At 68.8% G+C, this 12,362-nt stretch carries 11 protein-coding genes; 4 read left to right on the top strand and 7 right to left on the bottom strand.

Going from position 1 to position 12,362, the window contains the following annotated elements:
- The first annotated feature begins 58 nt into the window (after window positions 1-58).
- Window positions 59-2,035 (top strand): non-homologous end-joining DNA ligase, encoded by a 1,977-nt coding sequence (ligD, locus tag ACIOTO_RS19320; protein WP_400859094.1) that lies wholly within the window; start codon window positions 59-61, stop codon window positions 2,033-2,035.
- A gap of 21 nt (window positions 2,036-2,056) precedes the next feature.
- Here the strand turns inward: ligD and ACIOTO_RS19315 are convergent, their stop codons facing one another.
- From ACIOTO_RS19315 to murI, 4 genes are all read right to left on the bottom strand, one after another.
- Window positions 2,057-2,977, bottom strand: coding sequence for a cation diffusion facilitator family transporter (locus ACIOTO_RS19315; protein WP_400859093.1), 921 nt, complete (start codon window positions 2,975-2,977; stop codon window positions 2,057-2,059).
- Between the two features lie 106 nt (window positions 2,978-3,083).
- Window positions 3,084-3,677, bottom strand: a complete 594-nt coding sequence (rdgB, locus tag ACIOTO_RS19310; RefSeq protein ID WP_372466453.1) for an RdgB/HAM1 family non-canonical purine NTP pyrophosphatase — start codon at window positions 3,675-3,677, stop codon at window positions 3,084-3,086.
- 2 nt (window positions 3,678-3,679) lie between these two features.
- Window positions 3,680-4,417, bottom strand: coding sequence for a ribonuclease PH (gene rph / locus ACIOTO_RS19305; RefSeq protein WP_029262516.1), 738 nt, complete (start codon window positions 4,415-4,417; stop codon window positions 3,680-3,682).
- Between the two features lie 53 nt (window positions 4,418-4,470).
- Complete coding sequence (gene murI, locus ACIOTO_RS19300) at window positions 4,471-5,301, bottom strand: glutamate racemase (RefSeq protein WP_029262517.1); 831 nt, start codon at window positions 5,299-5,301, stop codon at window positions 4,471-4,473.
- 63 nt (window positions 5,302-5,364) lie between these two features.
- Between murI and ACIOTO_RS19295 the strand changes: the two genes are divergently transcribed.
- A complete protein-coding gene (locus tag ACIOTO_RS19295) occupies window positions 5,365-6,690 on the top strand; it encodes a nicotinate phosphoribosyltransferase (protein ID WP_262002609.1) in 1,326 nt (441 codons plus the stop codon).
- Window positions 6,691-6,692: 2 nt separating this feature from the next.
- Here the strand turns inward: ACIOTO_RS19295 and ACIOTO_RS19290 are convergent, their stop codons facing one another.
- Genes ACIOTO_RS19290 through ACIOTO_RS19280 form a run of 3 tightly spaced genes read right to left on the bottom strand, consistent with a single transcriptional unit; the run spans window position 6,693 to window position 10,334 of the window.
- Window positions 6,693-6,959: a DUF3039 domain-containing protein gene (locus ACIOTO_RS19290; RefSeq protein WP_026049764.1), complete on the bottom strand. Its 267-nt coding sequence runs from the start codon at window positions 6,957-6,959 to the stop codon at window positions 6,693-6,695.
- A 40-nt stretch (window positions 6,960-6,999) separates the two neighbouring features.
- The gene (locus ACIOTO_RS19285) at window positions 7,000-8,565 is read right to left on the bottom strand and encodes a hypothetical protein (RefSeq protein WP_400859090.1); all 1,566 of its coding nucleotides are present in this window, start codon (window positions 8,563-8,565) and stop codon (window positions 7,000-7,002) included.
- Entirely contained in the window at window positions 8,541-10,334 is a 1,794-nt protein-coding gene (locus ACIOTO_RS19280) for an ATP-binding cassette domain-containing protein (protein WP_400859089.1), read from the bottom strand. Before ACIOTO_RS19280 ends, ACIOTO_RS19285 begins: the two co-directional genes overlap by 25 nt.
- A gap of 247 nt (window positions 10,335-10,581) precedes the next feature.
- Between ACIOTO_RS19280 and ACIOTO_RS19275 the strand changes: the two genes are divergently transcribed.
- Together ACIOTO_RS19275 and ACIOTO_RS19270 are read left to right on the top strand one after the other, a co-directional pair.
- Window positions 10,582-11,274: an NTP transferase domain-containing protein gene (locus ACIOTO_RS19275; protein ID WP_029262521.1), complete on the top strand. Its 693-nt coding sequence runs from the start codon at window positions 10,582-10,584 to the stop codon at window positions 11,272-11,274.
- A gap of 79 nt (window positions 11,275-11,353) precedes the next feature.
- A complete protein-coding gene (locus ACIOTO_RS19270) occupies window positions 11,354-12,313 on the top strand; it encodes a hypothetical protein (RefSeq protein ID WP_400859088.1) in 960 nt (319 codons plus the stop codon).
- Window positions 12,314-12,362 lie beyond the last annotated feature (49 nt).

Below are 12,362 nucleotides of genomic sequence, written 5' to 3'. Positions count from 1 at the left end.
GTGACCAGTGAACACCAGCCGACACCGTCGCGGCCAGACCCTTGACTACGCTGGCTGCATGGTCGGACAGGGGCAGGTCGTGCAGGTCGGCGGCCGTCGTCTGCGCGTGACGAACCTCGACAAGGTCGTGTACCCCGAGACCGGCACCACCAAGGGTGAGGTCATCGCCTATTACAGCACGATCGCCCCCCTCCTCCTTCCTCTCCTGGACGGTCGTCCGGTGACCCGCAAGCGCTGGGTGGAGGGAGTCGGAACCGCGGATGCTCCGGCCGATGCGTTCTTCACGAAGCAGCTCGAACCCGGGGCGCCCGAGTGGATTCCGCGGCAGGCGATCCAGCATTCCGACGGCCCGAAGGAGTATCCGCTGGTCGAGGACGTGCCCACCCTGGTGTGGCTCGCCCAGGTCGCAGCGATCGAACTGCACGTGCCGCAATGGCGCTTCGCCCCGGACGGGCTGCCCGGTCGCCCCGATCGTCTCGTCCTCGATCTCGATCCCGGGCCCGGGGTGGGTCTTGCGCAGTGCGCCGAGGTCGCCCGGTTCGCCCGCGTCATCCTGACCGACATGGGACTCGATCCGTTCCCTGTGACGAGTGGGAGCAAGGGCATCCACCTGTACGCGGCTCTGCCGGGCGAGCAGACCAGCGACGAGATCTCCGCCGTCGTGAAGGAACTCGCGCGCCTGATCGAGAACGATCACCCCGACCTCGCCACCAGCGTCATGTCGAAGGCGGTGCGCGGGGGGAAGGTCTTCCTCGACTGGAGCCAGAACAACGGCAAGAAGACGACTATCTCGCCCTACTCCCTTCGTGGTCGCGCACGCCCCTGGGTGGCCTCCCCTCGCACCTGGGAGGAGCTCGACGACCCCGCCCTGGCGCAGCTCGACTTCGAACAGGTTCTGAACAGGTCGGCTTCGGGTATGGATCCTCTCGCGAGCCTTCGACCCCTCGCCATCGAGTCGACGCCGACGCCGCCGCCCGCGGCGACGACATCGCCGCGTCGATCTTCGCGCCATCCGCGTAGCGGGCCCATCCCGGCGACCGACAGCACCGCCGCCACGCTCGCACCGATGCTCGCGGAGAACGGCACGCCCGGAGTCGCGCGCGCGCTGAGCGACCCCTCTTGGGTCGAGGTGAAGTGGGACGGCATCCGCGCGATGGGCACGTGGGCGGACGGGCGGATGCTGCTGCACGCACGTCGCGGCACCGATATCACCGCCCGCTACCCCGAACTGACAGCGGATGGTGCGCCGTTCCTCCCGGTCACGGACGCCGTCGTGGACGGGGAGATCGTGGCGTTCGACGGCCACGGGCGACCGAGCTTCTCGCTGCTGCAGAACCGCATGCACCTCACGAGGCCGCGTGAGATCGAGCGTGAGGTCATCCGCACGCCGATCGTCTACATGCTGTTCGATCTGCTGCGCCTCGACGGTCATGACCTCACCGGAATGCCGCTGCGGGAAAGGCGCACACTGCTCGAAGACGTGATCGCCGGCCTCGACGCTCCCGTCCAGCTCCCGCCGGTCTTCGACGACGTCGACGCTGCCCTGGCCGCGAGCCGGGAGTTCGGACTCGAAGGGGTCGTGGTCAAGGATCCGCAGTCCCGCTATCGACCGGGGCAACGAAGCCCGTCCTGGCTGAAACTCAAGCACACGCGCATGCAGGAGGCCGTGATCGTCGGCATCCGCCCGGGGAAGGGGGATCGGGAGAGCACCTTCGGCTCGCTGCTGCTCGCGGTGCCGGAGCCTGCTGACGGTGTCGACGGACCGCTACGGCTCCGTTACGTCGGACGCGTGGGCTCCGGGTTCACGGAACGCATCCTGCGCGACCTCCTCACGCGCCTGGAGCCGCTGCGCGTGAAGACCGCTCCCCTCGAGGGCGTGCCGGCCCCCGATGCGTCCGATGCACTCTGGGTGCGCCCCGAGCTCGTCGGCGAAGTGGAGTTCGCGAACTGGACTCCGGACGGCTTCCTTCGCCACGCCCGGTGGCGGGGGCTGCGCCCGGACAAGGAGCCGGACGACATCGTCGTCGAGCCCTGAACACCCACTCGTCGGCTCGCCTCAGGCGTGATGCGGTTCGCAGTCCGACTGTTCCGCCGGCTCGATCTGGAAGGTCGAGTGCTCGACGTCGAAGTGATCTGCGAGACACGCCTGCATGTCGGAGAGCAGTTGCGTCGATCGTCCGTCGGCGATCAACTGCGGATCGACGCTCACGTGGGCCGTGAACACGGGCGCCCCTCGGGTCAGCTGCCAGACATGCACATCGTGCACTCCGACCACACCCGCGTATCCGAGCAGGTGCGTCCGGATGTCGCTGACGGCCGTCCCCTTCGGCGCGGATTCAGCGAGGACCGAGAAGACCTCGCGTAGGAGTGTGATCGCCCGCGGGATGATCATGGCGGCGATGAAGAGGGACGCGATGGCATCCGCCGGCATCCATCCGGTGAGGAGGATGACGATCGCCGCGACGATGACGGCCGCAGATCCGATCAGGTCGCCCATCACCTCGAGATACGCCCCACGCACGTTGATGCTCGTCCGCTGCGCGCGGCTCAGCAACCACATCGAGATGGCGTTGGCGACCAGGCCCACCACGGCGACGACCAGCATGAGCCCGCCGGCGACCTCGACGTCTCCCGGGTTCACGAGCCGACCGATGCCCTCCACCGCCACCCAGGTCGCCAGAGCGATCAGGATCACCGCGTTGATCAGCGCGCCGAACACCTCGGCACGCTGATAGCCGAAGGTGCGCCGGTCATCGGCCGGGCGTGCCGCCACCGTCGCCGCGATCAGCGCGATGACGAGGGCGGACGCATCCGTGAACATGTGGGCGGCGTCCGCGAGGAGCGCGAGCGATCCGGTCAGGATCGCACCGACGACCTGCACGACCATCACGGTCGCGGTGAGCGACAACGAGATCGCCAGCAGGCGTCGACTACTGGCTGAACGAATGCCGCCGGCAGCGGGTGCGTGATCGTGCATGCCCCCAGGCTAGACCGGGAAACCGGGCCGGAAGCCCGGTTCCGACTAGTCGGGAAGGGTAACGATTCTCACCGTCATCTGCGGTTCACTGAAGGACCGTGCGACGTCAGAGCGCGCCGAGCAGCGGCAGCAGTTCGGCGAAAGCGCGGGCCCGATGCGACTGCGACTGCTTCTCGTCCGCGGAGAAGCCACCCACGGTCCGCTCCTGCCCTTCCGGCTGACCATCGGGGATGAAGATCGGGTCGTATCCGAAGCCGCCGTCGCCCGACGACGCGTGCGCGAGGCGCCCAGGCCAGCGCCCCTCCACGACATGCTCGCGTCCATCCGGCAGAACCAGAGCGATCGTCGAGGTGAAGTGCGCGGCCCGGTGCGGGTCAGCGATATCGCGCAGCTGATCGAGCAGGAGCTCGAGGTTCGCCGCGGCATCCTTCTTCTGTCCTGCCCAGTAGGCGGAGAAGACTCCGGGAGAGCCGCCGAGCACGTCGACGCAGATCCCGGAGTCGTCAGCCAGGGCCGCGAGTCCGGTGTGCGCGGACGCCGCCCGCGCCTTGATCAGCGCGTTCTCGGCGAAGGTGACTCCGTCTTCGACCGGTTCGGGTCCGTCGTAGCCGACGACCTCGAGGTCAGGACGCGCCTGCGCCACGATCTGCTGGAACTCCGCGACCTTGTGGGCGTTGTGGGTCGCGAGGACGACCTGCATCGTCACTCCCCCGCCAGCGCGGCGAGCTGCTTGCCCTTCAGGTCCTCGCAGCCGGCCACGCCGAGCTCGAGCAGCGCATCGAGTTCGCGCTTGTCGAACGGCGCTCCCTCCGCAGTGCCCTGCACCTCGACGAAGAGCCCGCGCCCGGTGACCACGACGTTCATGTCGGTCTCGGCCCGGACATCCTCGGTGTATGCCAGATCGAGCATGGGCTCGCCGTCGATGATCCCCACCGACACGGCGGCCACGGAGTCGAGCAGCGGCGTGGAGTTCTTGCCGATGAACTTCTTCTCCCGACCCCACTCGATCGCGTCGGCCAGCGCTACGTACGCGCCCGTGATGGCTGCGGTGCGCGTGCCACCGTCTGCCTGAAGCACATCGCAGTCGATCACGATCGTGTTCTCACCGAGTGCCTTGGTGTCGACGACGGCGCGCAGCGCGCGGCCGATGAGGCGGGAGATCTCGTGTGTGCGACCGCCGATACGCCCCTTGACGCTCTCGCGGTCGTTGCGGCTGTTCGTCGCACGCGGGAGCATCGAGTACTCGGCCGTCACCCATCCCTTGCCCTTCCCGGTCAGCCAGCGCGGGACGCCGTTGGTGAAGGAGGCGGTGCACAGCACCTTCGTGCCGCCGAAGCTGATCAGGGCGGACCCCTCGGCGTGCGCGCTCCAGTTGCGCTCGATGGTGATCTCTCGCAGCTGGTCGGTGGAACGGCCGTCGACGCGGACGATTTCGGTCATGTGCTTCTCTCGGTCGGGGTGGACGAATCGAGTCAGGACGATTCGAGGAGGCCTTACTCGAAGGCGATGCGGGGAAGGGGGATCACGCCGGTCTGCACGAGCTGCACGTCGCGGACCTCACGACCCATGAGCCGGTTGGCCAATGCCGTGAACTCATCGGCCGAGGCTCCGGTGGCCTCGTAGACGTAGGTCGCCGTCGCGTCGGGCGACGCCAGGAGGTCGCCTCTGACCAGCTGGCGGTACACGTCGCCTGCGGTCTCGTCGTCGCTGGAGACGAGGGTGACGCCCTCTCCCATGACATAGCTGATGGCACCGCGGAGGAACGGATAGTGCGTGCACCCGAGCACGAGCGTGTCCACGTCCGCGTTCCGCAACGGGGCGAGGTACTCCTCGGCAACCGCGAGGACCTCGGGCGTACCCGTGATCCCCGCTTCGACGAACTCGACGAACCGCGGACAGGCCGCCGTGAAGACCCGCAGTCTCTCGTTCACCTCGAGCATGTCTTGGTAAGCCCGGGATCCGATGGTGCCCACCGTGCCGATGACCCCGACCCGCCCGTTGCGCGTCGTGGAGACGGCTCGGCGCACGGCGGGGCCGATGACCTCGACGACGGGGATGTCGTATCGCTCGCGCGCGTCACGGAGCATCGCCGCCGACGCCGTGTTGCACGCGATCACGAGCATCTTCACACCCTGGTCGACAAGTGTGTCGAGCACCTCGAGCGAGTAGCGGCGGACGTCGGCGATCGGCTTGGGGCCGTACGGGGAGTGCGCGGTGTCGCCGATGTAGACGAAGGACTCTCGGGGCAGCTGGGCGCGGATGGCCCGCGCCACCGTGAGCCCGCCGACACCGGAGTCGAAGATCCCGATCGGCGCGTCGTTCATGACTCCCCAGCCTACCCGCGCGCGGCCCGACGCGCGCATCAGCACGCTCAGTAAGCTGAGCGCATGACCACGTCGACGGCGCTGCTCACCGACCGCTACGAGCTGACGATGCTCGCCGCTTCCCTCCGGGACGGGACGGCCTTCCGTCCCAGCGTCTTCGAACTGTTCTCCCGCCGCTTGTCCGGCGGTCGCCGGTTCGGCGTGGTGGCCGGCACCGGTCGCCTTCTCGGGCTGCTGCGCGAGTTCCGCTTCGGTGAGGAGGAGCTGCGCTTCCTGCGTGACGCGCAGGTCGTGGACGCCGAGTCGCTGAAGTACCTCGAGGACTACCGGTTCACCGGATCGATCCGCGGTTACCGCGAGGGTGAACTGTACTTCCCCGGCTCCCCCATCCTCACCGTCGAGGGGACGTTCGCCGACGCGGTGGTCCTGGAGACGCTGGCGCTCAGCGTGCTCAACCACGACTCAGCAGTCGCGACCGCCGCCGCGCGGATGAGCATCGCGGCGGGCGAGCGTCCGCTGGCGGAGATGGGTTCGCGACGTGCGGCCGAACGCTCAGCCGTGGCCGCAGCCCGCGCCGCCTACATCGCGGGGTTCGGCGCGACGAGCAACCTCGAAGCCGGGCGGAGCTGGGGCATTCCCACGATGGGCACGGCCGCCCACTCGTGGACGCTGCTGCACGACACCGAGGAGGAGGCGTTCCGCGCCCAGGTGGAGAGCATGGGCGCCGACACCACGCTGCTCGTCGACACGTACGACATCCGCACCGGCGTCGAGACGGCGATCCGCGTCGCCGGCCCCCGTCTCGGCGGTGTGCGCATCGACTCCGGCGACCTTCCGATCGTCGCCGCGGATGTGCGCGCACAGCTCGACGAGCTCGGTGCCGCCCACACGCGCATCACCGTGACCAGCGACCTCGACGAGTACGCCATCGCGGCTCTCGCCGCATCACCGGTCGATGCCTACGGTGTCGGCACATCCGTGGTCACCGGCTCCGGATACCCCACGGCGAGCATGGTCTACAAGCTCGTCGCACGGCAGGATGCCGACGGGTCGTGGATCGGGGTGGCGAAGGCGTCTGCCGACAAGGCCTCGTACGGCGGCCGCAAGGCGGCGTTCCGCACCGTGGTCGACGGCGTCGCGACCGCAGAGACCGTCGTCGTCTCCGACGGCTTCGAGGAACTGGACACGCCCGACGAGCACCCCGACGGCCGTGCGCTTCAGGTGACCTTCGTCGAGGCGGGCGACATCGACACCGCCCACGAGGGCGCGGAGGGGACGGCGGCCGCGCGAGCACACCACCTGCGCGTGCGCGAGGAGCTGCCGGTGCGCGCTCTCGCGCTCAGCAAGTCCGACCCGGCGATTCCCACCGTGTACGTCGAAGCCGACTGACGTCAGCCGATCATCGACTCGTAGATCTCCTTGCACGTGGGGCAGATCGGGAACTTCTCCGGGTCGCGACCCGGCGTCCACTTCTTGCCGCACAGTGCCCGCACCGGTTTCCCGGTGATCGCGGACTCGAGGATCTTGTCCTTCTTCACATAGTGCGAGAAGCGCTCGTGGTCACCCGGCTCGAGATTCTCCTCGCGGAGGAGCTCTTCCAGTTCGCGATCAAGCGTTGCCACGCCGCCCTGATCGGGGCTGTCCAGCGGAGTACTCATCCCGAGAGTCTAGCGGCGTCGAAGACGCCGCGGGCGGTCGTCACGCGGTCTCGACGAACTCCATCAGCCTCTCGCCGCTGCGCTCGAAGATGCGACCGCCGATGACCGCTCCGGCTGCCAGCACGGCGAGCCCGACGAGGAGCCCGACCCAGAACGTCGCCGGCGCATAGGCCGACCCCTCGAGGACCGTGGCCGCGAACAGCCAGGCGGTCGGGATGCTGACCACGATCGCTCCGAGGAAAGCGGCCGCCGGGCCGTACGTGCCTCGCGAGCTGGGCCGCTGCGGCTGCTGGAAAGGGCTGTCACCGGGCCGGGAGACCGCGTACGGGGCCACGACCGAGACGATGCTCGAGATGCCGAGCGCCGAGAACAGCAGACTCGCCGCAAGCCCCCCGAGCGGCAGCAGGAGGCTCCAGTCGCCGATGAGGAGGAGCGACAGCGGCGTGGCGATCGCGAGGACGGGAACAGCCACCAGCAGAACCGGAACCAGGCGACCGAGGCGATCGGGAAGCCCGCGCACCCCGCTCGCCACGTGTGTCCACAGAGCCGTCGAGTCGTAGGCGACGTCGTTGTGCGGCAGCCAGCCGAAGAAGAGCGCCATCACCGGGACGGGCACCAGGGCGGCGACCTCGACGGGCACGCCCGCGACGATGAGCGGAAGCACCGTCAGCACCCCGGCGACCGGCACGACGATGATGTTCATGATGTACCGGCGATCCCGGAGCCAGTACACGAGACTGCGGGCGGCGATCGCGCCGAACGCGTTGGACGGCAGGAGACCGAACCAACCGAGCCCGGTGCGCTCTCGCGAGGTGACGGGGCGCTCGGTCGTCGTGAGCAGGCGACGCACGAGCCACGACCAGGCGACCCACAGGAGGCCGACGGTGAGGACCGCCACGATGCCGCTCACCCACGCCGATGCCGTCCCTCCTGCAGCGGACGAGAAGAGGAAGGCAGGCGCCGCGGCGAACGGACTGAACCCGAGCACCGTCGACAGCGTCGCCAGAGAGTCGGGGACGAGACCGTCCCAGCGCAGGGACCCGAGGAACACCGCGACGGGGAACGCGATCACCAGCAGCGCGAGCGCGAACAGCGCGGTGAGCTCGCGCGAGCGACGCTCGGGGAGCAGCAGGGCGTTGACCGCCATACCGATCCGGGAGACGAGCACGGTCGTCACGACGCCGAGGAGCGTCATCAGGATGGCGAGCGGCCACGGCGTTCCCGCCTGGACCGCGACGATGCAGACGCTGATGTAGACGGCGAGCAGCGCCAGGCTGGGCACACTGACGAAGGCCGCCAGCGTGAGCACCCAGGGCATCTGGCGTTCGTCCACGCCGAAGACCGCGAACCGACGGGGATCCAGCTGGTCGACCGCGCCGACGAGGATCGGGCCCACGAGGAAGCCGACGAGCAGGGCGGCCCCGCCGAGCACGGTGACCGCACGGGCGACGGGCACAGGAGCATCGGCCAGGCTGAAGATCGCGAGGCAGACGATGACCGTGACGGCGACGACCGCTGCGAGCATCACGAGCATCCGAACCCGACGATCGCTGCGCAGCGCCCCGACGAGGAGCGCGACTCTCAGTCGGAGAACGTGTGCAGCCACTCGAGCCCCTCCACCTCTCCGCTGGATCCGGCGAGCTCCACGAAGCGCGCTTCGAGGGTCTGACCTGCGCGCACCTCGTCGATCGTTCCTTCTGCGAGCACCTCACCGTTGACGATGATGGCCACACGCGAGCAGACGCGCTCGACCAGGTCCATGCCGTGGCTGGAGAGGATGACGGTGCCACCGTGTGAGACGTAGGCGCGCAGGATGTCGAGGATGACCGCGGACGAGACCGGATCGACCGATTCGAACGGCTCGTCGAGCACGAGGACGCGCGGCGAATGGATCATGGCCCCCGCGAGCATGATCTTCTTCGTCATGCCCGCCGAATAGTCCGAGACCACTCGGCTGAGCGCGTCGCCGAGATCGAAGGCACGAGCGAGGTCAGCCGCACGCTTCTCGATGACATCGGCCGTGAGCCCGCGCAGAAGCCCGTAGTAGTAGAGGAGCTGGCGGCCGGTGAGCCGGTCGAACGTGCGCAGCCGGTCGGGCAGCACACCCATCATTCGCTTCGCCGCCTGCGGCTGCACCGCCTGATCGATTCCGCAGATCACGACGCTGCCCTCATCGGCGCGCAGCAGACCGGCGACGATGGAGAGCGTGGTGGTCTTACCGGCGCCATTGGGGCCGACGACGCCGTAGAACGACCCGGCCGGGACTGTCAGGTCGATCCCGGCGACGGCACGATTGTCGCCGAACTGCTTCACGAGACCGCGGATGCTGATCGCCTCGCCGTCGGACGTGCTGTCGGCTGCGCCGACCGCGTCGGAGGCCGTGTCGCCGGAGTCGACCACGGCTTCGACGACCTCGACCGACGTCGCTTCGCGCTCCGACTCGACCTCGACCTCGGTCGGTACAGCGACGTCGTCTGCCGCCGTCACCGCGGGTGCCTCTACCTCACCGCGCACCGGTTCCTCGGATGCGGGGGCGGGTTCGATCGCCGAAGCGGACTCGACGGGAGCCGTCTGGTCGCCAGCCGGAGCCGGCTCGACGACGGGCGTTGCGGTGGCGGCAGCCGTCTCGGCCTCCGCGGCGGCAGCGGCAGCCTTCTCCGCGGCAGCCTTCTCCGCGGCAGCCTTCTCCGCGGCAGCCTTCTCCGCGGCAGCCTTCGCCGCCGCCGTCTTCGCTGCCGCCGTCTTCGCTGCCGCGGTCTTCGCTGCCGCGGTCTTCGCGGTCGTCGACCGGGCCATGGTCTTCGCGGCCGCAGTCTTGGCCGCCGCCGTCTTCGCTGCGGTGGTCTTGGCTGCCGCGGACTTCGCCGATGCCGTCGTCCCCGCGGCGGGCTTCGTCGCCGCGGCACGTGCGGCCGTGTTCTTCGCCGCGGCCGTGCGGGCCGTCGCAGACGTGCGCTTCGGAGCGGCGTTCGACGCGGATCGATCGAGCATGGCGTTCTTCAGAGGCTCCACGACGACCTCAGCGGTCGGTGCCGCCTGCTCTGCAGCCGATCTCGCCGTCGTCGTGGCGGCGGGCCTCTTGGCAGGAGCCATCTTCGAGGCGGCAGGTTTCGCCGGAGCGCGATTCCCGGCGGGCTTCTTCGCGGCAGTGGTCTTCGCGGCGGTCGATTTGGAAGCAGTCGACTTCGCAGCAGCGGTCTTCGCGGCGGTCGACTTCGCAGCAGCCGTCTTCGCAGCAGCCGTCTTCGCAGCAGCGGTCTTCGCGGGCGTCGTTTTCGCGGCAGTCGTCTTCGCCACAGGCTTCGTCGATGCCTTCGGCGGCGCGGTCTCGGTCTCGTCCACCTGGGCGGCGCGGTCGTCAGGGGAGGAAGTCACCGTCCTACGGTATCAATGGGGAGCCGCATGCCAAGGCCGCCGCGCAACATTCACCGACGAACCCTCAGATCCGACACAATGGGCCCGGAGGGCGAGCCTGTGCGTCCGGTGTGTACTCGATCACGAAATGACAACGGGAGGCTCCCCGACCCGGGGCTTCCCAGGCTGCCTCGCTACCATGAACTCGGCACGACGAAGTGTCTGGTCGGTGAATCGACCGTGAACACAACTTCCTTTAGGAGCACTCGTGACTCTTCAGACCGTCATCCTCGCCGCCGGCATGGGCTCGCGCCTCGGCCGAGCGCTGCCGAAGCCGCTCACCGAACTGAGCGACGGCCGCACGATCATGGGCCAGCAGCACGACAACATCCGCGCCGCCTTCGGTTCGGACGCGCGCATCACCACAGTGGTCGGCTATCGCGCCGAGACCATCATCGACGCCTTCCCCGCCGTCAACTACGTCCACAACGAGCGCTACGACGAGACCAATACCTCGAAGAGCCTGCTGCGCGCCCTCGGCGCGACCGGCAAGGGTGGCGTGCTGTGGATGAACGGCGACGTGGTGTTCGACCCGATGATCCTCGGTCGTGCCGCCGCCTTCATCGAGCGCGATCAGTCGTTCGTCACCGTCAACACCTCCAAGGTCAGCGACGAAGAGGTGAAGTACACGGTCACCGCCGAGGGCTTCATCAACGAGCTGTCCAAGACCGTCAAGGGCGGTCTGGGTGAGGCCGTGGGCATCAACTACATCTCCTCCGCGCACAAGAAGGCGTTCATGCGCCAGCTGCAGCGCGTCGAGGATCAGGACTACTTCGAGCGCGGTCTCGAGCTGGCCATCGCCGAGGACGGTCTCCTCCTCGAGCCGATGGACGTCTCTGACCTGTACGCGGTCGAGGTCGACTTCGCAGAAGACCTCGAGCGGGCGAACCTCTTCGTCTGACCCGATTCCCGAAAGCCCGGCCCCCGTCGTGGGGCCGGGCTTTCGGCGTTTTCGCGGGCTGACTCCCTAGGATCGCCGCATGACCCCCAAGGTGCACAAGATCCACTCCCTGCCGGACGATGCTCCGTGGGACAAGGGCGTGCCTCCCGCCGGATCCCCGGAGCATCCGATGATGGTGCGGGGGCTCGACCGCGTGCTGTCGATCCAGCGCCCGCTCGTGCTCGCGCACATCCGGAGCATCCGCCTGCGCAACCCGCACGCGACGCCCGCCGAGATCATCCGCATCCTCGAGCGACGCTACCTCGCTGCCGTGACCACGGGCGGGGCGGCAGTGGGAGCGACCGCGGTCGTCCCCGGCATCGGTACCGGCGTGACCCTGGCACTCTCGGGCGTCGAGACCGTGGGTTTCGTGGAGTCGACGGCGCTCTTCGCGCAGTCGGTCGCCGAGGTGCACGGCATCGCGGTCGCCAACCCCGATCGCGGACGCGCTCTCGTGATGACCCTGATGCTGGGCAAGGAGGGCGTCGACCTGGTCGGGCAGCTGGCGGGGCAGATGGCCGGGCGCGGCGGGAGCAGATCGTCGTACTGGGGCGAGCTGGTCACGAAGTCGCTGCCCCGCGCCGCCGTCGGCCCCCTGGTCGACCAGCTCAAGAGCATGTTCGTGAAGCAGTTCGCCGCGAAGGGCGGAGCGTCGATCATCGGCAAAGCGTTGCCGTTCGGCATCGGGGCGGCGATCGGCGGGGCCGGAAACCACATCCTCGGTCGTCGCGTGCTCACCACATCGCATCGGGCGTTCGGTGCAGCTCCGATCGATCTCCCGTTCGAGCTGGAGCCCGTTCCCGGCGCCGAGAAGGTCGAACTGCGCGTGCTGCGCGGCGCCCGGTACGCCGGCACGGCGGTGGCCGGTGCTGCCGGGACGACAGTCCGCGGTGTCGAGTGGGTCGGTCGCAAAGCGCTCTCCCTCGGCCGCTCGCCCAAAAACGATCCGGCACTGGAGGAGACCGACCACGAGCAGGAACCGGACCCCGGCGGGCACTGAGCTCGCGCGTTCATCGCCAAAGGATCGACCGACCCGTTGTGCCGAGCAT

The sequence above is a fragment of the Microbacterium sp. NPDC087592 genome (genome assembly GCF_044743585.1).
GTDB lineage: Bacteria > Actinomycetota > Actinomycetes > Actinomycetales > Microbacteriaceae > Microbacterium.
This window is presented reverse-complemented; position numbering and strand designations above follow the sequence as displayed.